General features: G+C 68.0%; 22 protein-coding genes and 1 pseudogene. 10 read left to right on the top strand and 13 right to left on the bottom strand.

Features of this window, described 5'->3' with window-relative positions; genetic code table 11:
* Nucleotides 1-90: 90 nt before the first annotated feature.
* The 4 genes from C996_RS0103920 to C996_RS0103905 all read left to right on the top strand — a co-directional run bounded on the left by C996_RS0103920 (nt 91) and on the right by C996_RS0103905 (nt 3,800).
* Nucleotides 91-582: an Lrp/AsnC family transcriptional regulator gene (locus tag C996_RS0103920; RefSeq protein ID WP_018866164.1), complete on the top strand. Its 492-nt coding sequence runs from the start codon at nt 91-93 to the stop codon at nt 580-582.
* 359 nt (nt 583-941) lie between these two features.
* Nucleotides 942-1,559 carry a transcriptional repressor LexA gene (gene lexA, locus C996_RS0103915; protein WP_018866163.1) on the top strand — a complete coding sequence of 206 codons (618 nt, stop codon included), beginning with the start codon at nt 942-944 and terminating at the stop codon, nt 1,557-1,559.
* A 14-nt stretch (nt 1,560-1,573) separates the two neighbouring features.
* Complete coding sequence (imuA, locus tag C996_RS0103910; RefSeq protein ID WP_018866162.1) at nt 1,574-2,206, top strand: translesion DNA synthesis-associated protein ImuA; 633 nt, start codon at nt 1,574-1,576, stop codon at nt 2,204-2,206.
* A gap of 157 nt (nt 2,207-2,363) precedes the next feature.
* Nucleotides 2,364-3,800, top strand: a complete 1,437-nt coding sequence (locus C996_RS0103905; protein ID WP_018866161.1) for a DNA polymerase Y family protein — start codon at nt 2,364-2,366, stop codon at nt 3,798-3,800.
* Between the two features lie 35 nt (nt 3,801-3,835).
* Here C996_RS0103905 and rnk read toward each other — a convergent pair whose 3' ends face one another.
* The 5 genes from rnk to C996_RS0103880 all read right to left on the bottom strand — a co-directional run bounded on the left by rnk (nt 3,836) and on the right by C996_RS0103880 (nt 6,345).
* Nucleotides 3,836-4,246, bottom strand: coding sequence for a nucleoside diphosphate kinase regulator (gene rnk, locus C996_RS0103900; protein ID WP_018866160.1), 411 nt, complete (start codon nt 4,244-4,246; stop codon nt 3,836-3,838).
* 164 nt (nt 4,247-4,410) lie between these two features.
* Nucleotides 4,411-4,758, bottom strand: a complete 348-nt coding sequence (locus tag C996_RS0103895) for a rhodanese-like domain-containing protein (protein ID WP_018866159.1) — start codon at nt 4,756-4,758, stop codon at nt 4,411-4,413.
* A 46-nt stretch (nt 4,759-4,804) separates the two neighbouring features.
* Nucleotides 4,805-5,473, bottom strand: coding sequence for a thioredoxin family protein (locus tag C996_RS0103890; RefSeq protein ID WP_018866158.1), 669 nt, complete (start codon nt 5,471-5,473; stop codon nt 4,805-4,807).
* A gap of 18 nt (nt 5,474-5,491) precedes the next feature.
* Nucleotides 5,492-5,944, bottom strand: coding sequence for a glycine cleavage system protein H (locus tag C996_RS0103885; protein WP_018866157.1), 453 nt, complete (start codon nt 5,942-5,944; stop codon nt 5,492-5,494).
* Between the two features lie 2 nt (nt 5,945-5,946).
* The gene (locus tag C996_RS0103880; RefSeq protein WP_026279693.1) at nt 5,947-6,345 is read right to left on the bottom strand and encodes a hypothetical protein; all 399 of its coding nucleotides are present in this window, start codon (nt 6,343-6,345) and stop codon (nt 5,947-5,949) included.
* A gap of 133 nt (nt 6,346-6,478) precedes the next feature.
* Between C996_RS0103880 and C996_RS0103875 the strand changes: the two genes are divergently transcribed.
* Both C996_RS0103875 and C996_RS0103870 read left to right on the top strand, forming a co-directional pair.
* Complete coding sequence (locus C996_RS0103875; protein WP_018866155.1) at nt 6,479-7,021, top strand: hemerythrin domain-containing protein; 543 nt, start codon at nt 6,479-6,481, stop codon at nt 7,019-7,021.
* Nucleotides 7,014-7,712 carry a hemerythrin domain-containing protein gene (locus C996_RS0103870; RefSeq protein WP_018866154.1) on the top strand — a complete coding sequence of 233 codons (699 nt, stop codon included), beginning with the start codon at nt 7,014-7,016 and terminating at the stop codon, nt 7,710-7,712. The genes C996_RS0103875 and C996_RS0103870 overlap by 8 nt, the downstream gene beginning before the upstream one ends.
* A 36-nt stretch (nt 7,713-7,748) precedes the next feature.
* On the opposite strand, the gene C996_RS0103865 is transcribed toward C996_RS0103870, so the two are convergent.
* From C996_RS0103865 to rluB, 4 genes are all read right to left on the bottom strand, one after another.
* Complete coding sequence (locus tag C996_RS0103865) at nt 7,749-8,909, bottom strand: nitrate/nitrite transporter (RefSeq protein ID WP_018866153.1); 1,161 nt, start codon at nt 8,907-8,909, stop codon at nt 7,749-7,751.
* A gap of 72 nt (nt 8,910-8,981) precedes the next feature.
* Nucleotides 8,982-9,197, bottom strand: coding sequence for a lipopolysaccharide assembly protein LapA domain-containing protein (locus C996_RS0103860; RefSeq protein WP_017941597.1), 216 nt, complete (start codon nt 9,195-9,197; stop codon nt 8,982-8,984).
* 80 nt (nt 9,198-9,277) lie between these two features.
* Nucleotides 9,278-9,931 carry an endonuclease III domain-containing protein gene (locus C996_RS0103855; protein ID WP_018866152.1) on the bottom strand — a complete coding sequence of 218 codons (654 nt, stop codon included), beginning with the start codon at nt 9,929-9,931 and terminating at the stop codon, nt 9,278-9,280.
* Between the two features lie 6 nt (nt 9,932-9,937).
* On the bottom strand, nt 9,938-10,933 hold the full coding sequence (gene rluB, locus C996_RS0103850) for a 23S rRNA pseudouridine(2605) synthase RluB (RefSeq protein WP_018866151.1): 996 nt from the start codon (nt 10,931-10,933) through the stop codon (nt 9,938-9,940).
* A gap of 59 nt (nt 10,934-10,992) precedes the next feature.
* Here rluB and moaB point away from each other — a divergent pair, with 59 nt between their 5' ends.
* On the top strand, nt 10,993-11,529 hold the full coding sequence (moaB, locus tag C996_RS0103845; RefSeq protein WP_018866150.1) for a molybdenum cofactor biosynthesis protein B: 537 nt from the start codon (nt 10,993-10,995) through the stop codon (nt 11,527-11,529).
* Nucleotides 11,530-11,968: 439 nt separating this feature from the next.
* On the top strand, nt 11,969-13,906 hold the full coding sequence (locus tag C996_RS0103840; protein ID WP_018866149.1) for a methyl-accepting chemotaxis protein: 1,938 nt from the start codon (nt 11,969-11,971) through the stop codon (nt 13,904-13,906).
* A gap of 39 nt (nt 13,907-13,945) precedes the next feature.
* Here C996_RS0103840 and C996_RS14705 read toward each other — a convergent pair.
* From C996_RS14705 to C996_RS0103815, 4 genes and pseudogenes are all read right to left on the bottom strand, one after another.
* Nucleotides 13,946-14,374 (bottom strand): annotated as a pseudogene (locus C996_RS14705) (DUF488 domain-containing protein).
* A 7-nt stretch (nt 14,375-14,381) separates the two neighbouring features.
* Nucleotides 14,382-16,166 carry an N-acetylglutaminylglutamine amidotransferase gene (locus C996_RS0103825; RefSeq protein WP_018866146.1) on the bottom strand — a complete coding sequence of 595 codons (1,785 nt, stop codon included), beginning with the start codon at nt 16,164-16,166 and terminating at the stop codon, nt 14,382-14,384.
* A gap of 102 nt (nt 16,167-16,268) precedes the next feature.
* Nucleotides 16,269-17,156: a LysR family transcriptional regulator gene (locus C996_RS0103820; protein ID WP_255349355.1), complete on the bottom strand. Its 888-nt coding sequence runs from the start codon at nt 17,154-17,156 to the stop codon at nt 16,269-16,271.
* 40 nt (nt 17,157-17,196) lie between these two features.
* On the bottom strand, nt 17,197-17,586 hold the full coding sequence (locus C996_RS0103815) for a hypothetical protein (protein ID WP_018866144.1): 390 nt from the start codon (nt 17,584-17,586) through the stop codon (nt 17,197-17,199).
* 64 nt (nt 17,587-17,650) lie between these two features.
* On the opposite strand from C996_RS0103815, the gene sohB reads away from it, so the two are divergent.
* The gene (gene sohB, locus C996_RS0103810; protein WP_018866143.1) at nt 17,651-18,739 is read left to right on the top strand and encodes a protease SohB; all 1,089 of its coding nucleotides are present in this window, start codon (nt 17,651-17,653) and stop codon (nt 18,737-18,739) included.
* Between the two features lie 77 nt (nt 18,740-18,816).
* Entirely contained in the window at nt 18,817-19,320 is a 504-nt protein-coding gene (locus C996_RS0103805; protein WP_018866142.1) for a DsrE family protein, read from the top strand.
* The last annotated feature ends 161 nt before the right edge of the window (nt 19,321-19,481 follow it).

The following is a 19,481-nucleotide window of genomic DNA, read 5'->3' as shown; positions in this document are numbered from 1 at the left end:
TCCGGGCATAACCTTGCGTTTTTCCCTATCAAGGCCTTAGGAGGGATCTATCATTGCGCATTAATGCTCAATATGCGCAATAATCCACCTATGAAACCGCAACCGCACTCACTGGACCGCTATGACCGCCGCATCCTCGAAATCCTGCAGGAGGACGCGAGCCTGTCGAACCAGGCCCTGGCCGAACGCGTCGGACTCAGTCCCTCCCCCTGCCTGCGCCGCGTCCGCGCGCTGGAGCAGGCCGGTATCCTGCTGCGCCGCGTGGCGCTGCTGGACCGGCGCCGCCTGGGGCTGGAACTGACCGCCCTGATCCACATCGGCATGGACCGCCACACCCCGGAACGCTTCGCACATTTCGAGGAGACCGTGGCCGGCTACCCCGAGGTGCAGCACTGCTACCTGATCACCGGCCAGTCCGCCGACTACATGCTGCAGGTCGTGGTCCCCGACATGGACGCCTACCAGGACTTCCTGCTGCGGCGCATCACCCGCCTGGAGGGCGTGGACAGCGTGCACTCCAGCTTCGTCCTGCGCCGCGTCGTCGACCGCACCGCCCTGCCACTCGACTACACCCCCACCTGAAACGTCTTAAAACCCAGGGCAAATTCACCACGAAGCGCACGAAGGCACGAAGAAGTTCAAGGGCGATTCACAGGAAGGCTGGAAGGTTAGAAGGCTTTGATGGTGAAGCGTGATGGCAGGCAGACATATGGGGAGCGCTGACTGAATCGTACGCCCCTAAATTGGCCGCTTCCCAGCATTGCCCTGGTAGCGCCCGTCATGGCCCCTCTATCTTCCAGCCTTCTCTTCTTCCTGTAGACCGTTTTTGACCTGGATCTTGACCTTCTTCGTGCCTTCGTGGGCTTCGTGGTGAATCCGCCCTTGCCCTCCAGCAAGCCACACCGGTACTGTATATATAGACAGATACTGGAGGGCGCCTTGTGTCGCTTACTGAACGCCAGCAGGCCATCCTCGACTACATCATCGAGACCGTTGCCAACCAGGGCACGGCGCCGACCCGCAGCGAGATCGCCCGGGCCTTCGGCTTTCGCTCGCCCTACGCGGCCGAGTGCCACCTGAAGGCGCTGGCAAAAAAGGGCGCCATCGAACTGCTGGGTGGCACCTCCCGCGGCATCCGCCTGCCGGGCGCGGTGCGCAGTACACCGCGCGAGCTGCCCCTGGTCGGGCGCGTCGCCGCCGGACTGCCCATCCTTGCCACCGAACACATCGAGCGCCACTACCGGGTCGACGACGCCCTGTTCCGCGCCCACCCCGACTACCTCCTGCGCGTGCATGGCGAGAGCATGCGCGATGCCGGCATCCTCGACGGCGACCTGCTGGCCGTACGCCAGACCCCGGAGGCCCGGCCCGGTCAGATCGTGGTTGCCCGCATCGAGGACGAGGTCACCGTAAAGCGCTTCGCGCAGGACGGCCCGCGGGTGCGCCTGCTCCCGGAGAACCCCGACTTCGCCCCCATCGAGATCGACCTGGAGCGCCAGCAGCTGGCCATCGAGGGGATCGGTGTAGGCGTACTGCGCGATCTCGACCCGCAAGCCTAGGGAAACACTGATCCATGGGCGCGCTGAACACCCTGCTCGACCATCCGGCGCTCTGGCGCGGACGCAGCGCCACCCCGGCCCCGGATGCCCCGGTCTGGCCCAGCGGCCATGCGGAGCTCGACCGGGCCCTGGGCGGGGGCTGGCCACGCGGCCAGCTGGTCGAACTGCTGGGCGCCCCGTTCGGCTGCGGCGAGACCCGGCTGCTGGTCCCCATGCTGACCGCCTGCGGCCAGGACGACTACTGGATCGCGGTGATCGCGCCACCGGCCACCCCCTGGCTGCCCGGCTGGCAGACCCTGGGCATCCCGCCGGAGCGGGTACTGCTGATCCGCACCGAGCACGATCGCGACACCCTGTGGGCCGGCGAGCAGTGTCTGCGCGACCCGGCCTTCGGCGTGCTGCTCGCCTGGCTGCGCCGTCCCGTGGAGACGGCCCTGCTGCGCCGGCTACGCCTGGCCGCCAGCGAGAGCCGGGCCTGCGCCGTCCTGTACCGGCCGCCGGACGCCGCGGCCCAGCCCTCGCCGGCCCATCAGCGCCTGCGCTGGCAGGCCGCGGCCACCGGCCTGGAACTGCACTGCCTGAAGGGGGCCGGCCACTGGGCCCGCTCCGGCCAGCCTCTGTGGATTCCCGAAGCACCGGGGGCCTGAAATGGGCCAGCCCGCCAGCCCCGCGCGCGCAGCCACACCCCCGGAACCCGCCCGGCAGCAACTGAGCCTGCTGCCGGCGGCGCCCACCCCCGCGCCCACTCCCCGGCCACCGGAGGCACGCCCCGCCAGTGCCACCCGGGCGCGGCAGGAACACTGGATGGCCATCGAGCTGCCGCACCTCGCGCTGGAGTCCCTGGCCCGGGCGGAACCGGACCCGGAGCGATTGCAGCGCCCCCTGCTGGTGGTGGTGACGTCCGGCGCGGCACCCCGGGTGCACACCGCCAACCGCGCGGCGCGGCGCGCCGGTGCGCGACCCGGCATGGCGCTGGGGGATGCGCTGGCCGTGCTGGATACCCCGGAACTGGTCGAACATGACCCGAACGCCCTGCGGACCCAGCTGGAGATGCTGGCCGGCGTACTGCTGCGGTTCTCCGACCACGTGCACCCGGAACCGGAAGCCCACCGTATCCTGGTGGAGGTCGGACGCAGCCGCCGCCTGTTCGGTGGCCTGGAGGCGTTGCGCCAGCAGGCACGAGACACCCTGTTCGGCCTGGGTTTCCATCCCCGCATCGGGCTGGGGCGCAGCCCCGCCGCCGCGCGCCTGCTGGCGCACCTGCGCAACCCCGCGATCGCGGAGGACCCCGAGAGCCTGCGCCGACTGCTGACACCCGTGCCGCTGGAGGCCCTGCCGCTGGCCGACGCCACCCGCGAAGGCCTGCGCGCCTTGGGCCTGCGCCAGCTGGGCGACCTGCTGCGCCTGTCACGCGCCGAGCTGGCCCGGCGCCACGGACCGGAACTGCTGGACCTGCTGGATCACCTGCTGGCCCGACGCGTGGAGACCCTGCCCCGCTTTGCGCCACCTCCGGTGCTGGATTTGCCCCTGCGCCTGGAGCACGAGATCCACGCCACCACGGCCCTGGCCTTCCCGCTCAAACGGCTGCTGCGCCAGGCCGAGGCCCAGTTGCGCGGCCTGAACCGCAGCCTGCAGGGGATGACCCTGGAACTGACACACCGCGAGACGTGTACCCGGCTGACGCTGGAACGCGGGCAGCCGGGCATGCGCGCCGACGAGTGGCTGCCCCTGTGGCAGACCCGTCTGGAGCGCGAAACCCTGCCGGAGGCCGTCATCGGCCTGCGCCTGCGGGCATCCCGCCTGCTGGATCCCCCGGACCGGGGCGACAGCCTGCTGGCCGGGGACCCGGCGAGCACGCCACCGGCGGATCAGCTGCCCGCGGTGCTGGCCCGACTGCGCGCCCGCCTGGGCGAGCCGGCGGTCACCCGCCTGGTCAACCGCCGCACCCCAAGGCCGGAGGAGGCCCAGGGATCACGCCACGATCTCGCCGTTACTCCGGCCCCGGTCGCCCCGACACCGGGCCAGCGCACCGTCGGGGCGGCCCTGTGGCTGCAGGGCCCCGACCCCGCCACCCCGCCCGACCAGCCGCAATGGCTGGGGCGGCTGGAAGACGGCTGGTGGGACCATGGCCAGGATGCACGGCGCGACTACGCCCGGGCACTCGATCGCCAGGGCCGCCGGCTCTGGCTGTATCGCTGCCTGCGCAGTGGCCAGTGGTATCGCCAGGGTTACTGGGGCTGAATCCGCGCCGGATACACGCCCACCGCCCCCGCCCGTCAGCGGTGGTATTCGCCCGCCCGCTCCGGCTGGTACTCGACCTCCACGATGCGCACATGCATCTGCCCGCCACCCGGGCGCGGCCACTCGATCTCGTCCCCCTCGGAAAGCCCCAGCAGGGCGCTGCCCACCGGCGCCAGGATCGACAGCGTGCCGCCGCTTTCATCCACGTCCCGCGGGTATACCAGCGTCATCGAGAATTCCTCGCCGGACTCGGTCACCCGGAACCGGACCTTCGAGTTCATCGTCACCACCGCACCCGGGATCTCGTGCGAATCCACCACATCCGCGCGGTCCAGCTCGGCCTCCAGATCGGCCTTGCCCGGAAAGGCATCCTCCGGCAGCGATTCCAGCAGCTTGTCCAGACGCTCCATGTCCGTGGTGGAGACGATGATCTTCGGCTTGTTCACGTTCACACTCCAAATACACGACGCGCCCCCAGAGAGACGCGCCAGAGAAGAAAATTCAGGGATTTTCCGGAAACCGGGAAACGAACTTCGAGATTAGCCAAGTCTCGACGAAAAAGCGATCCAGCCAGTCACGGCACTGGAATATCGATCCGCCCGCACACTCACTACCGGCCCTCGCCGTCCCGCCAGGCCGCATAGCCACCGCGCAGCACATGCGCCTCGATCCCCATCGCCCGCAGGCTGTCCGCCACCAGCTGGGACCGGCCACGCCCCCCACAGAACACCACGACGGGCTTCTGGGGGTCCTGCATGTGGGATTCGATGGTGGCCTCCAGCTTGGGCCGGGGGATATTCACCGCGCCCTCGATCGTACCCTCGGCCGCCTCCTCCGGCTGGCGCACGTCCACCAGCAGAAACGGCTTCCCGTCCTGCCGCCAGCGGGCCACCTCGGCCGGTTCCAGATGCGGCAGACTCTGTTCCAGATGACCAATACGTTTCTCGAAAAGACTCACGGGCACACTCCGAATCGTGGGTAGGCCACCATCCTATCGCGCGAGCTCAAAGGGACGGACGCACCAGCAGCGGCACCACCCGAACCGTAAACAGCGCCAGGCCGATCAGCGCCGCCAGAGCACCTGCCGCCGTCAGCATCGCAACCCCCAGGATCCAGCCCAGGCCCATCCCCACCACGGCCAGATGCACCAGGACCTGTGGTGCCCAGGCCCACAGCCAGCCGCCCGCGATCGGGTGCCCGGTAAAGCGCGGCAGCATGTGCTCGCCCAGCCCCATGATCAGCAGCAGCAGAAAGCCCAGGGTAAAGCCGTGCAGCGCCGCCGGCCGGGCCGCGCCCTCCAGGAAAAAGCCCCCCAGCGGCAGCGCCGCCCCCGCGATCAGCAGCCAGACCATTGCCCCCAGCACCGAGGCCCGGCTGGAGGGCGACAGGCCCAGCCCCACATGCCGGGCCGCCTTCTGCGTACGCTCCGGGGCGGCGCCGACCAGTTCGGTGGCGGCGGTGCGATCCAGCAGACCGATGTGCTTGAGCTCGCCATCGACCACCACCGCCGGGATGGAGCGGATACGCAGCCGGGTCGCAAGCTCGCGGCCTTCCGGCTGGCCCATGTCCACCACGGCGAAGTCGATCTGTTTGTCCTCGGCCACCTGGCGCCAGATGCGCTCGGCATCGTGACAGGAGGCGCACCATTCGGATACCAGCAGTTCCACCTTCATGAATCCGTCTCCCCCGGCTCAGTCCGCGCAGCGCATGCAGTGGATGTCGTAACGATCGATCCATTGCTTCAGACCGGTGATCGCCTCGGGGCCGGTGTGCAGCCGCTCCAGCGCCTTTTGCGGGTCGTCCGGGCGCATCACCACCACCCAGGCATCGGTGTAGGGCGCGACGTTCACCAGACCCGGATCGGCCTCCACCGCCGGATTGATACGCTCGATGGTGCCGTCGAACGGGGTCGGAATGCCGCCCGCCCACTTGCCCGACTCCAGCCGCGCCACCGGCTTGCCCGCGGCACGGTGCGAACCCGGCTTGCGAAAACGGAAGTACTGCACACGGCCCGCCATGGTCTGCGCCGGATCGGTGATCCCGAGGGTGAAGGTGCCGTCGTCCTCCGGCCGCACCCAGACGTAGTCCAGGTCGTAGAACAGGTCGTCCGGCAGCTCGCAGCCGTTGTATTCCTCGCGTGCCATGGTTATGCCCCCTTCGGTCCATAGTGGCGCACGGTCAGCGCGATGTTCACGGCGAACAGGATCATCGCCCCCCAGGCCAGCGCGCCACCCACCGCGACCGTCGCATTATGGAAGACCAGCCAGCCAGCGACCATCACCCACAGCCCGATGTTGGCCAGCAGGAACTGCGCATGCCCCAGGCGTTCGGAGAACAGGGACCGCCCGGAAAAGCGCGGCAGCACATGCAGCCCCACGCCATAGATCATCATGGTCACGAAACCCAGCAGCATCAGGTGGCCATGGATGCGCGGCACGTTGCCGGGGATCAGGCCGGGATGCACCAGCCAGAGGATGCCGAGCAGCCCGCCCAGCAGGGCATAGACCAGGGCCGCGAGGATGAACATCCGGTTTCGAGGGTGCATGCAATGCTCCTTGTCAGGTTTGACTCAGCATACTTTAAGCTATATTCCATATGCATTGATCGAGATCAACACCCGCTCGCGTCCGATCGGTAACAGTCACCCTTCAGGAAAACCCGCCAAGGCCGCAACTGCCATGCATCTGCAACTCCACGAGACCGTCCCCGGATTCCAGCAGCCTGTCGAGCTGCTGCGCGCCTGTCACCGGCGCATCCTCAACTCCCTGGACATCCTCGAGCGTCTGCCCGCGCACCTCGCCGAAAAAGGCGCCGACGAGGAGGCGCGCACCGCGGCGGCGCGGGTCCTCAAATACTTTCACGAGGCTGCCCCCAATCACCACGCGGACGAGGACGAGGATCTGTTCCCCCTCCTCCAGCGGCACTGCGACCACCCCGACAGCCACCCCCAACTGTGCGAATGGCTGGAGCGCCTGAGCGCGGAACATGCCGAGATCGAGGCCGGCTGGGACCGGCTGGAACCGGCCCTGCAGCGAATTGCCGACGGCTCGACCGCGGAACTGACCGGCGCGGAGGCCTGGATCCGGCAATACCGCGTGCATCTCGACCTGGAAGAGCGGGCCGTGCTGCCGTTCGCCGAGCACCTGCTGAGCCCGGAAGAGCGCCACACCATCGGTGCCCGCATGGCCGCACGGCGCGGGATCGGGAGCGACGATGGCTGACTTCCTGCTCGATCTGCGCGGCTTGGGCGACCATGCCCATACGCGGGCCTATTACACCCTTCGCGAACTGCGGCCGGGCCAGATCTTCGAGGTCTGGCTGGACCAGGAACCGAAGCTCCTGATGGACGCCGTCGGCCTGCAGCTGCGGCATGCCATCCACTGGCGGGGTCTCGAAAACGGGCCACCGCTGTGGAAGCTCGCGGTGCAGCGCCGCGAGGATGTCGCCCCGGTGGACCTGGTCGACCTGCTGGAGCGCGACCACCTGCGCATCGACCGCCTGTTCGCCAGTGCCCTGCACAAGGTGAACGCCGGCGATCTCGAGGGGGCCGCACCGGATTTCCACGCCTACGTGGATGGCCTGCGCCGCCACGTGGAGGTGGAAAACGAACTGATCGTGCCGCTGCTGGACCTGCCGCGCAGCCCGAATGGCCAGGACCCGACCTCGATCATGCTGCGCGAGCACGACGAGATCCTGGAACAGACCGCGATGCTCGAGCATGAATTCAGCGAAGGGGTCGACGAGGCCTGGGCCGTGGCCCCGTTCTTCGCCCTGATCTCCGGCGCGCTGGCCAAGCACGAGGGCCGCGAGGAGCAGAACCTGTTCCCGCACTGGAGCCGCGCCCTGCGCGAACAACCGGACGCCGCCGCCGAACTCCTGGAGCGTGCGCAGGCCCGACTCACAGCCTCCTGATCGCTTCTGCGTCGCAGGCGGTGCGACGCGACCGCTTCAGCGAGCCGTAACGGGGCGAAGCGGCGGCGACAGGCGGGCCAGCGCCCAGAGACCCAGCAACGGGCCGGGCAGCAAGAGCCACAGGACCCACAACCCGCCATCCGCCCACAGCCAGCTCGTCAGCCAGATCGCCGGCAGGGTCAGGGCAAAGCCAATCGCATTCATGACGCTCAGCGCGGACCCCACCGCGTCCGCCGGCGCACTGTCCGCGGCCAGCGCGGAGAACTGCGGCGAGTCCGCGATCACCGTCAGGCCCCACAACGCCAGCAGGCCGAACAGCAGCCAGGGCGAGTGCCCGGCCAGCAGCGGATACAGCAGACAGGCCAGGCCCGACGTCGCCAGGGCCACCCGCGCCACGCGCAGACTCCCCAGGCTCCGGCTCAGGCGGCCGCCCCAGACGCAGCCGGCCAACCCCAGCGCGATCACGCCGAAGGCGAGCCACGGGATCAGCCCGGCATCGGCCTCCAGACGCGACAGCTCGCGCGCCACCAGCAGCGGGACCAGCGTCCAGAAGGCGTACAGTTCCCAGCAATGCCCGAAGTAGCCTCCGGCCACGGCCCGGAAGTCCCGCCGCCGCAATGCACGAAAACCCTTGCCCAGACCCGGTGTGCGCCCCGGAGGTGGCAGGTGGGGCCCATCCCCCAGGCGCAGGATCAGCAGTGCCGCCAGCACCGCCAGGAAAGACGCCAGCAGCACCGGGATCGCCCAGGGGAAATCGAGCGTGGCGCCGCGCAGCAGATGCGGCAGCGCGGTGCCCAGAGTCAGCATGCCCAACAACCAGGACAGGGCCCAGCCCTTGTACTCGGGCGTCCAGGCAATCACCAGCTTCATGCCCAGGGGGTAAACCCCGGCCAGCGCCAGTCCGACCAGGAACCGCGTGAGCAGGGCCATCTCCCAGACACCGGCCAGCAGGATAAACATCGCGTTCAGTCCGGCCCCGGCCACGGCAGAGATCGCGAACAGCCGGCTGGCACGAAACCGGTCCGCCAGGCCGGTCGCGGCCACCGCCAGCGTTCCGGTGATGAAGCCCGTCTGGGTCGCCATGGTCAGCCAGCCGATCTCGGCCGGCGACCAGCCCAGTGCCTGCTGCAGCGACAACCCGACCCCGTTGACCGAGAACCACAGCGACGTGCCGAACAGCTGTGCCACCACGATCACCAGCAGGGGGTGACGACGAATCCAGAGCGCCGTCACCGTACGCGACCGTTCATAGGCGTCGAACCGCCCCGATCAGCGACTCGCGCCACGGATCCAGCGCTTGAGCAGGGCCACCAGCGCGCCCCCGGAGACGAGCCCCAGCAGGTAGATCCCGACGATCAGCAACGCCAGTGGCAGCGTCACATGCAGGGTCAGGAAATTCAGGGTCACCAGTCGCAGGTTCTGGATTGCAAAGATCGCGACCACCGCGACGAACACGATGATCAGCAGGGAGTAGACGTACCGCATGCGACCTCCCGGGTCAGTCGGGCCAAACGCTCAGGTTCGGGCGCCCCGGGGTCAGCGTCAACCGGCACGAGGCGGCGACCTCAAGGGTTTCCCCGAGTGTCGGGATGGCTGCAGTGGTCGCGCAGCGGGCAGCCTTCGCACCGCGGTCGCGGGCGGCAGCGCTCCTTGCCATGCTCCACGATCAGCGCATGCAGGTCGTTCAGGGCGGCCACATCCGGCCCCAACTCCGTCTCGACGTGGCCACGCAGCTGATCATAGGGGGCCTGCGCCTGCGGGACCTCCAGGCGCTCGAACAGACGCCGCGTGTAGGCATCCACCACGAAGACCGGGCGGTCGAAGGCATACAGCACGATATCGTCGGCCGTCTCCGGGCCCACGCCCTTGACGCCCAGCAACGCCGAGCGCAACTCGGCCGTTTCCAGCGCGGTCAGTCCCTCGACACCGCCGGATGCCTCGAGGAAGCGCAGCAGATGCCGCAGCCGGTCGGCCTTCACGTTGAAGTAGCCACTGGGACGAATCCGCTCGGCCAGTTCTTCCGGGTCAAGCGCCATCAGTCCTTCGGGCGAGAGGGCATCGATGGCGCGCAGGTTGTCCAGGGCCTTCTCGACGTTGGTCCAGCTGGTGTTCTGGGTCAGTACCGCACCGACCATCACCTCGAAGGCGGTATCGGCCGGCCACCATTGCAGGTCGCCGTACTCCGCACGCAGGGCCTCCAGAAGGTCGGGAATCCGCACGTGGCGTTACCGCTGGCGACGCCCGCCCGATTTGCCACCGCCCGCCGGGCGCCCGCCGGAACGACCGCCCGAGGGCTTCGCGCCCCGGCCACCACCGCGACCACCAGGGGATGCCGGCTTGCCCGACTTCTTCGGCGGCGAGGAACTCCAGCCGTCCTCGCGCGCCGCCCGACTGTTGCGCGACTTGCCGGCCGCCGCCGGCTTGCCGGGCCGCTGCTTGCTCCGGGGGTCGCGGCGCGGTCCGCCCCGCCCGCGAGGGCGCGCCGATTCCGGGATCGGCAGGTCCACCGCCGCGTACAGCCCGGCCACCTCGCGGCTCTCCAGGTCGCGCACCGCGCCGGTCTTCAGACCCCGCCCAAGGACCACCGGCCCGTAGCGCACCCGGATCAGGCGGCTGACCGTGACCCCGACGGCATCCCACAACCGCCGCACCAGGCGGTTGCGCCCCTCGCTGACGATCACGTGATACCAGTGATTGGCGCCGTCCCCGCCCTGCTCCTCCAGACTGTCGAAACGCGCCGGGCCATCCTCCAGCTCCACGCCCTCGCGCAGCATGTCCAGCGTGGCCGCCGGCACCTCGCCGAGTACCCGCACGGCATACTCGCGTTCCAGCGCCATGCTCGGGTGCATCAGCCGGTTGGCCAGCTCACCGTCGGTGGTAAGCAGCAGCAGGCCCGAAGTATTCAGGTCCAGCCGGCCTACCGCCACCCAGCGCTGCCCCTTCAGACGCGGCAGGCTGGCAAACACCGGTCGCCGGCCCTCGGGATCGGAGCGGCTGCAGATCTCGCCCACCGGCTTGTGATACACGATCCAGCGGTGCGGGTGCTCCGGGCGCCGCACGATACGCCCGCGCACGCGAATCACGTCGTGCTCGTCGACCTGATCCCCCAGCCGCGCGGTCCGGTTGTTCACCTGCACCTCGCCGCGCTCGATCCAGCCCTCGATCTCGCGCCGCGAACCCAGCCCGCGCGCCGCCAGGACCTTCTGTACCCGCTCCGACATTCCCGGAACTCCAGCAACTCATTAAGATGGGCGCCACGATACACCAACAGGACGTTGCCATGACCGATTCCACGCCGGAGACCACCCCCGTCCGGACGCCGCTGAACATCGCTGTGCTCACCGTCTCCGACAGCCGCGAACTGGCGGAGGACCGCTCCGGCGATGCCCTCGTGGAACGCCTCGAAGGCGCCGGCCACCGCCTGGCCGATCGCGGGATCGTGAAGGACGACATCTACGCCATCCGCGCGGAGCTCTCGCGCTGGATCGCCGACCCCGAGATCGATGCGGTGCTCACCACCGGCGGCACCGGCATCACCGGCCGTGACGGCACACCCGAGGCCGCCTCGGTGCTGCTGGACAAGACCATCGAGGGCTTCGGCGAGCTGTTCCGCATGCTCTCCTATGAAGAGATCGGCACATCCAGCCTGCAGTCCCGCGCCCTTTCAGGGGTCGCGAACGGCACCTACCTCTTCGTACTGCCCGGCTCCACCGGCGCCTGCCGCACCGCCTGGGACCGCATCATCCAGGCCCAGCTCGACGACCGCACCATGCCCTGCAACCTCACCATGCTGATGCCGCGCCTGACGGAGTCCTGAGGGAAATACGGATTTCACCACGAAGAGCACGAAGGCACGAACAAGGCCAAGCTCGAAAGCGGACCTGATTAGCAACGAGAGTCGGCCAGTCACGGAGATCCTCCGGAGGCGGCATAGCCAGCCGCAGGTCGCTGTAATCCGCGCCTTTCCTGGAATATCACCAGCGCCGCCCTTTACCCCTGCATCGTCATCCCGGCCGGAGCGTAGCGAAAAGCCGGGATCTCCCCCGTCGGGGCAACCCCTGCCGCCAGGATCCCGGATAACGATTACCGGGAAATCCGTCCGTACCGAAACGCGATACACCGTTCCCACAAGAAAAATGCCCAAAATGCTCTAAAAAAGCCTTTGGGCGTGCCGCTACCCCCTGTATCGGGTGCGGCGCTCACACGGATCTGCTTGTCGCCCTCCGACTAGAACAACGAAATGGAAGGACAACGCGATGACATCCCTGACCCCCCTCTCCAGTGTCGGCTTCGGTACCCGCCTGACGCTGATGATCCTGTCTCTCATCGTGGGCGCGATCCTCATCGTTGCCACCCTCATCTTCTTGCAGTACCGCGCCTCCTACACCGACGCGACCATCGACCGGCTTCACGCAATGGGCGAATCCAACGCCCAGTCCTTCAACGAATGGCTCCTGGGGCGGCAGGATGAAATGCGCTACCTCGCAGGCCTCGATGCAGCTCGCGGCATGGACCTCGATGAACTCGAGCACCTGATCGAGCAGATCGCGTCGCTGCGCGGTGAATACGACACGATCTTTGTCGTGAATGCCGACGGCATGGGCGAGGTCGGAGTGGCCTTCGACGGACAGGCGCGCGTCCTCAGCCGCGAGGAGGCGAACGATTTCAATGTGCCCGACCGGGCATGGTTCCAGAGCGCGATCAGTGGGGAGGACACCTTCTCGCGGCCGGTGGTTTCCCGCGCGACGGGCAATCGGGTCAGCACCGTCGCAATTCCGATCGAAGGACCGGATGGCGAACCAATCGCCGTGATGCGCGGGGCGGTGCAACTCGACACGATCTTTGATCGGGTCAACGCGATCGATCTCGGCGAAGGATCCGAGATCTACCTCGTAGACCGCGACCGGCATCCCGTGACACCGGTTGAATCGGCCCCCGATACGGACCAGCCAATCGACACCCGGGCTGCACAGGCGATCGCCGCGGGTGACAGTGGGGTCGGACGCTACCAAAACGCAATCGGGACTGCGGTGATCGGTAGCTTTACCGACATCCCCCTGCTTGGCTGGGGCCTGCTGATGGAGCTCGACGAAGGGGTCGCACTGGGCGAGCTGCAACGCGCGCTTTGGTGGGTCGTCGGCCTCACCATCGCCATCCTGATCGCGGCCTCGCTGATCAGCCTCGGGGTAATCCGCAACGTCCTGCGCACACTAGGGGGCGATCCTGCCTACGCATCGGACGTCGTCCGCCAGGTGTCGGAGGGCGACATGACCGTCCCGATCCAGCTGCGCAAGGGCGATGACTCGTCGTTGCTCGCGGCCATCGCCACCATGCAGTCCCGCCTGCGCGAACTGATCGGCAGCGTTCGCGGCCATGCCGAGGAAGTCGCCTCGGCCGCTACCGAGCTTTCACACATCAACGAAGAGACCGACAAGGGTGTAAATCGCCAGAACGCCCAGCTCAGTGACGCGGCCGCAGCGATCAACGAGATGACCGCGACCGTCGAGGAGGTCGCCCGCAACAGCCAGAGCACGGCAGATGTCGTGCGAGAAACCACGGAACAGGCCCAGAGTGGCCGCAACGTGGTCAGCGCATCGGTCACCTCGATCAACAAGCTCTCGAACGAGATCCAGAGCACCGCCGAGGTCATCACGGCGCTCAAGGGTGACAGCGACAATATCGGCGACATCCTGCAGGTCATCAACAACGTCGCCGACCAGACCAACCTGCTGGCTCTGAACGCCGCAATCGAGGCAGCGCGCGCAGGGGAAGACGGTCGTGGGTTCGCGGTGGTCGCCGAGGAGGTTCGCAACCTCGCCGTCCGCACGCAGGAGTCAATCACCGAGATTCAGCAGATGATCGAGGCGGTGCAGAAGCGTGCGGATCAGGCCGTAACGGCGATGGCCGCCAGCCAGACCCAGGCCCAGGATGGCGTGGATCAGGTCAACCAGGCGGGCACGTCGCTCGAACAGATTGTCGCCGCGGTCGAAAAGATCGAGGACATGACGCGGCAAATCGCGAGCGCAGCCGAAGAGCAGTCGGCTACCTCCAACGAGATCAACCGCAATATCCACTCGGTCAGCGAAGTCTCGGAGCACAACGCCACCAATGTCGTACAAATGGGTCAGGCTAGCGAGACCCTGGCCGGGTTGTCCGAGCAACTGCGCGAGATCGTCAACCGCTTCAAGGTCTGACGCCGATCAGGACGCGTGGGGGACATGGGGCCAGACGGTCTACCCCGCGCGCCCCCCGCTTTCGGGTCCGAAACACACCGGCGAGGCCCGCTCGTCGTTCGTCGCCTCCTCGGCGAGTTCGGCGTCGAGGAGTTCCCGCAGGACCGCCGCATCGCTGTGCTCCTCGTTTCGGGTGGCCGTCAGCGGGGTCAGGCGGCTACGCCGGGCATACCCCAGCAATCAGGCCCATGCATCGTCGGGAGCGGCCGCCAGTTCCGCCCGATACCGGCGACAGAATTCGGGCCAGCACGCCACGTTGTGGCCAAACCAGCGGCGCAGATCCGCGGACGGGGCGAGCGACTTTTCCCAAGCATCCAGCGCGAGCGCCGATTTCTTCACCCCGCGGGGCCAGAGGCGGTCGACCAGCACACGGGCCCCACCCTCGGGATCGACCGGATCGTAGACGCGCCGGATCCGCACCCGCTCCATGCCGCGATTACCGGTCCACGTGGGTCTGCAGCCAGTATTCGAGCAGGGCTGCGTGCCAGAGCTTGGAGCCCTGGATGCGGGTGAAGTACTGGTCCGGGGCATCCAGCAGCCTGTCGATGTAGGCCGGCTGATAGAGGCCGCGCTCGCGCGAGGCGCGCGAGGTCAGGATGTCGCGCATGAACTCGAGGAAGTCCCCGCGCACGTATTTGAGTGCCGGCACCGGGAAGTAGCCCTTGGGCCGGTCCAGCACCGCGTCCGGCAGGCGCCCGCGGGCGATGCGGCGCAGCACGTCCTTGCCGCCGTCGCCCAGCTTCAGGTGCGGCGGCATCGCGGCGGCCGTCTCCACCAGTTCGTGATCCAGGAACGGGACCCGCGCCTCCAGGCCGAAGGCCATCGTCATGTTGTCCACGCGCTTGACCGGATCGTCCACGATCAGCGTGGTCACATCCAGCGCCAGCACCGCGTCGATGAAGGAATCCGCGCGGTCGGTCTCGAGTTCGGCAAACTGCTCGCGCAGCCAGTCGCCGGTCACGTCGTTCGCCGGCGGGTGGCGCAGCATCTCGGCCATCTCGGGGTGGTCGCGGTCGAAGTAGTGGCGGCGGAAACGTTCCACCCAGTCGCCGTGACGGTCCTCGGCCATCTGCGGGTACCAGAAGTAGCCGCCGAAGACCTCGTCCGCGCCCTGGCCGGACTGCACCACCTTCACATGCTGCGAGACCTGCTCGGACAGCAGGTAGAAGGCCACCGCGTCCTGGCCGAACATCGGCTCGGCCATCGCCCCGACCGCCTCCGGCAATCGGGCCAGCACCTGGTCGTTGGGGATCAGGGTCGCCTGGTGGTCGGTGGCGTAGCGCTCGGCGACCGGATCGGAGTATTCGAACTCCGAGCCCTTCTCCTCCGGCTGATCCTCGAAGCCGACGGTGAAGGTGCGCAGGTCCTGCGCGCCCTCCTCCATCGCCAGCGCGACCAGCAAGGAGGAATCCAGTCCGCCGGAGAGCAGCACGCCCACCGGCACGTCGGCCACCTCCAGACGTTTGCGCACGGCGCTGCGCAGACTGTGCTCGATGCGCTCCTGCCACTCGGCGTCGGACACGGCCGCGTCCGGGCGGTGGGCATGCAGCGTCCAGTAGCGCTGCAGCCGTTCCTGGCCGCGCGCATCGATGCTCAGGTAATGCCCCGGCTCCAGCTTGCGGATGCCACGCAGCACGGTGCGCGGCGCGGGCACCACCGCGTGCAGGGAGAACAGCATGTGCAGTGCCTCGGCATCCAGCTCGGTATCCACGTCGCCCGCCGCCAGCAGCGCCTGGGTGTTGGAGGCGAAGCGGATGCCGTCGCCCGTACGCGCCAGATACAGCGGCTTGATGCCCATACGGTCGCGCGCCAGCAGCAGGCGCTGGGCGTGGCCGTCATACAGGGCAAAGGCGAACATGCCGTGCAGCCGGGCGACGATGCCCTCGCCCCACTCGGCATAGCCGCGCAGGATGACCTCGGTATCGCCGGTGGAGAAGAAACGATGGCCGCGGCCCTCCAGCTCGCTGCGCAGGGCGCGGAAGTTGTAGATCGCGCCGTTGAACACTAGCGCGAGCCCGGTCTCCGGGTCGAACATCGGCTGGTGCGCGCGCTGCGACAGATCCAGGATCGACAGGCGCCGGTGCCCCAACGCGACCCGCCCGGAGGCCCACAGCCCGTCGGCATCCGGCCCGCGCCGTTCCAGGCAGGGCAGCATGCGCGCCACGGCCTCGCCGCTGGCGCGCCGCTCACCCCAGACGAATTCTCCTGCGATCCCGCACATTGGTTCTTTCCTTGTGATTGGGTATTGCGCTCAGGCTTGCGGGCACGATCCGGCGGGGGCCGGCACTTCGCGGGCAAGCCCGCTCCCACAAGTTCTGACTGACTATGAAGGCTCGCCTCGGAAGCCTTGTTCCAGTGCTGCCATCAGGGATCGGCTGGCCACGCCGGCGCGATCACGATCAGCATGCGTAATGTAGAACGGCACCCGGTGGCGCGCCCCGGCCTCCAGATCCAGTTCGACCAGGCGGCCGTCGGCAAGATCCCCCGCGATGCGATCCTCCGGCACCCAGGCGAACCCGATGCCCGAACGCAGGATCTCGCAGGCCGTGCCCATGTGCGAGACCGTCCAGCGCTGGTCCGCCTCGACCCAGCCGCCCTGGCCACCTCCCTGGTCGCCGGAATCGCGCACCACCACCTGGCGGTGTGCCTGCAGATCGCGCCGGGTCAGGGCCGCTTCCGCCTGGGCGAGGGGATGCGAGGGATGCGCGACGCAGACCATCGACAACTCGCCCAGACAGCTCCCGAGATAACCGGAAGGCAGTTCCGGCCCCAGCAGAATGTCCACGGCCGCTTCCCGGAGCATGTCCGGCCCCCCGCTCAGCACCACCTCGTGCAGCTGGATCCGGGTGGCCGGGTAGGCCTTCGAGAAGGTCTCCAGCGCCCGGATCACCGGCTCGCGCGGCAGCAGCTGATCCACTGCCAGCCGGATCTCGGATTCCACCCCTGCCGCCAGCGCGCCGGCCAGGTTCTCGATCTCCGCCGCCTCTTCGAGCAGATGCCCGGCCCGGCGCAAAAGCGCCTCGCCCGCCGGGGTGAGTACGGCCTTGCGGCCCTGCACCTCGAAGACATCCACCCCCAGCTGCTCTTCCAGCTTCTGCACCGCATGGTTGATGCTCGACGGACTCTTGTGCACCCGTTCGGCGGCACGCGCAAAGCCGCCGGCCTCCACCACCGCCTGCAGCATCCGCCACTGCTCAAGGGTGACACGCATCAATCGGCCCGCTCGGGCAGGCCCATGGGGCCGCGCCCTGTCAGTGTTCGTCGGGGCATCCGCAACCCGGGTTATGAGTGCGCGCATGCCATTCCTCGCGCAGGCGGGTATAGGCGGCGCCGGTCAGCAGTACCAGGTGTACGGTGGAGGGATAGATTCGGCCATCCAGGCGCAGGGTCTCGGTCAGTTCGGGGTGGCTGCCTTCGGGGATGTAGAAGAAATCCACGCCCTCGCGCAGCTGGTCCTTGCGTGCCTTGAACAGGCGAAAGGCCGTGCCCTTGGGCACCCCGTTCCAGTCGTCGATCTGGCGCAGGCTCAGCGTGGCATACCCGGCGTGAATGATCGGCTCGGGAACCGGACCGGCCGCGGAACCTTCCTGGCCGTGAAACCGTCCCGCGCTCCGGGGGTCTTCAACTGTATCGGTATCCATGCTGGCATTATGCACACACCGCCTTCGCGGCTCACCACGCAACCCCATTCAACCGGGACACGAAATGGAATTTCTGCAGGAATACGGACTCTTCCTCGCCAAGGCCGCCACGGCCGTAGTCGCCGCGCTCATCGTGCTGAGTGCGTTCGCCGGCCTGCTCGCCCGCTCGCGCGAGCGACGGCCGGACCGCCTGCAGGTCAAGCGCCTGAACGACCGCTTCGAGCGCATGGAGAAAACCGTGCGCCGAGCCGTTGAACGCCGCCGTGGTCGGCTCGAGCGCCTGCGCGCCTGGAGCCGTCGCAAGCTGGGGCGAGCCCACGATGCCCCGTCGCAGGCGGAAGGATCGGGGAGCGCGGACATGACGCAATCCGGCGATGCGCCTCCGGACGACGGTTCGACGACCGAACGCCCCCGCGTGTACGTGCTGCGTTTCGACGGCGACATCCGCGCCTCCAGTGTCGAAAGCCTGCGCGAGGAAGTCACCGCAATCCTCACGATGGCGCGGCCGGACCAGGACCGGGCGATTGTCTGCCTGGAAAGTCCAGGGGGCCTGGTCCCCTCCTACGGGCTGGCCGCCGCCCAGCTGGCCCGCCTGCGCGAAGGGGGTCTGGACCTGACCGTGGCCGTGGACCGCGTGGCCGCCAGCGGCGGCTACATGATGGCGGCGGTCGGCCACCGCATCGTGGCCGCCCCCTTCGCGGTGCTGGGCTCGATCGGCGTGGTCGCGCAGATTCCCAATTTTCACCGCTGGCTGTCACGCAACGACATCGACATCGAGCTGCTGACCGCCGGCGAGTACAAGCGCACCCTGACCATGCTGGGCGAGAACACCGACGAGGGCCGCAAGAAGTTCCGCGAGCAACTGGAAGAGGCGCATGAGCTGTTCAAGACCTTCCTGGCCCGCTACCGCCCGCAACTGGACCTGGACCAGGTCGCCACCGGGGAACACTGGTACGGCGAACAGGCCCGCGAGATGGGGCTGGCCGACGAACTGCGCACCAGCGATGACCTGCTGCTGGAACTGACCCGCGAGGCGGACGTATTCGAACTGACCTATCACCGTCCCCAGACGCTGGGCCGGCGCATCACCTTCGCGATGGAATCGGTCCTCGAGCGCGTACTGCGGAATCAGGGGCCCGAGACCCGCATGTAGCGTCCCGCGTCGCAAGGAACGTTTCGCTACGGCAAAGCGTCCACCCTCCACGAGGCAAAGCAACCAAGGAGCCACTCATGAACCGGAAAAACCGTCCCGTAACCCGACTGCTGCTGATCCTGCTGGCCGCCGTCAGCCTGCTGGCCCTCCCCCTCGTCGCCGGCGCGGATGACAACCTGCCGTGGGGTTCCGCCGAGAAGATGGATCGCCCCTACGAGCCCCGCAAGGTGGTCTATGACGTCTACACCAGCAGCCCGCGCGAGCTGGAAATGGTGCTGGATCGGGTGAGCATGCTGAACAATGTCTACGAGGCCGACCCGTTCGAATCGCACATCGTGATGGTGCTGCACGGGCAGGAAGTGCCTTACTTCACCCGCGACGAATTCGACGAGCACGAAGAACTGATGCGCCGCGCCCGGTCGCTGACACAGGCCGGCAATATCGAGTTCCGCATGTGCGAAGCCTCCGCCCGCCTGCGCGGGATCGAGCTCGAGGACATCCACGGCTTCGTGAACGTCGTGCCGATGGCCGACGCCGAGATCATCGAACTGCAGCATGAAGGCTACCTGCTGATGCAGTGACGCAGGCCTCGGCACCTGCCGCCCTCTGGCGGACGCCGGAGCCTTTTTTCCGGCCGCTCGAACATGGCCGGCGTCCGCCCGCCCCGGCAGACTGCCCCCCCGAATTCAGGCCCCGAACCGACCATCGTCGCGAGGGGCCCTGCAAAATCTGTATCGATCGT

The sequence above is a fragment of the Thioalkalivibrio sp. ALE25 genome, assembly GCF_000377285.1.
Classification (GTDB): domain Bacteria; phylum Pseudomonadota; class Gammaproteobacteria; order Ectothiorhodospirales; family Ectothiorhodospiraceae; genus Thioalkalivibrio.
The sequence above is the reverse complement of the archived record's forward strand: the minus strand, read 5'-3'. Positions and strand labels throughout refer to the sequence as shown.

Excerpts from the sequence above, each read along its gene's own strand:
- moaB (WP_018866150.1), top strand. The coding sequence starts at position 10,993 with ATGACCGATTCCACGCCGGAGACCACCCCCGTCCGGACGCCGCTGAAC.
- C996_RS0103875 (WP_018866155.1), top strand. The coding sequence starts at position 6,479 with ATGCATCTGCAACTCCACGAGACCGTCCCCGGATTCCAGCAGCCTGTC.
- C996_RS0103885 (WP_018866157.1), bottom strand. The coding sequence starts at position 5,944 with ATGGCACGCGAGGAATACAACGGCTGCGAGCTGCCGGACGACCTGTTC.
- C996_RS0103920 (WP_018866164.1), top strand. The coding sequence starts at position 91 with ATGAAACCGCAACCGCACTCACTGGACCGCTATGACCGCCGCATCCTC.
- C996_RS0103820 (WP_255349355.1), bottom strand. The coding sequence starts at position 17,156 with ATGCGTGTCACCCTTGAGCAGTGGCGGATGCTGCAGGCGGTGGTGGAG.
- C996_RS0103860 (WP_017941597.1), bottom strand. The coding sequence starts at position 9,197 with ATGCGGTACGTCTACTCCCTGCTGATCATCGTGTTCGTCGCGGTGGTC.
- C996_RS0103840 (WP_018866149.1), top strand. The coding sequence starts at position 11,969 with ATGACATCCCTGACCCCCCTCTCCAGTGTCGGCTTCGGTACCCGCCTG.
- C996_RS0103870 (WP_018866154.1), top strand. The coding sequence starts at position 7,014 with ATGGCTGACTTCCTGCTCGATCTGCGCGGCTTGGGCGACCATGCCCAT.
- rluB (WP_018866151.1), bottom strand. The coding sequence starts at position 10,933 with ATGTCGGAGCGGGTACAGAAGGTCCTGGCGGCGCGCGGGCTGGGTTCG.
- imuA (WP_018866162.1), top strand. The coding sequence starts at position 1,574 with ATGGGCGCGCTGAACACCCTGCTCGACCATCCGGCGCTCTGGCGCGGA.
- C996_RS0103805 (WP_018866142.1), top strand. The coding sequence starts at position 18,817 with ATGAACCGGAAAAACCGTCCCGTAACCCGACTGCTGCTGATCCTGCTG.
- C996_RS0103880 (WP_026279693.1), bottom strand. The coding sequence starts at position 6,345 with ATGCACCCTCGAAACCGGATGTTCATCCTCGCGGCCCTGGTCTATGCC.
- C996_RS0103815 (WP_018866144.1), bottom strand. The coding sequence starts at position 17,586 with ATGGATACCGATACAGTTGAAGACCCCCGGAGCGCGGGACGGTTTCAC.
- C996_RS0103905 (WP_018866161.1), top strand. The coding sequence starts at position 2,364 with ATGGCCATCGAGCTGCCGCACCTCGCGCTGGAGTCCCTGGCCCGGGCG.
- sohB (WP_018866143.1), top strand. The coding sequence starts at position 17,651 with ATGGAATTTCTGCAGGAATACGGACTCTTCCTCGCCAAGGCCGCCACG.
- C996_RS0103825 (WP_018866146.1), bottom strand. The coding sequence starts at position 16,166 with ATGTGCGGGATCGCAGGAGAATTCGTCTGGGGTGAGCGGCGCGCCAGC.
- C996_RS0103890 (WP_018866158.1), bottom strand. The coding sequence starts at position 5,473 with ATGAAGGTGGAACTGCTGGTATCCGAATGGTGCGCCTCCTGTCACGAT.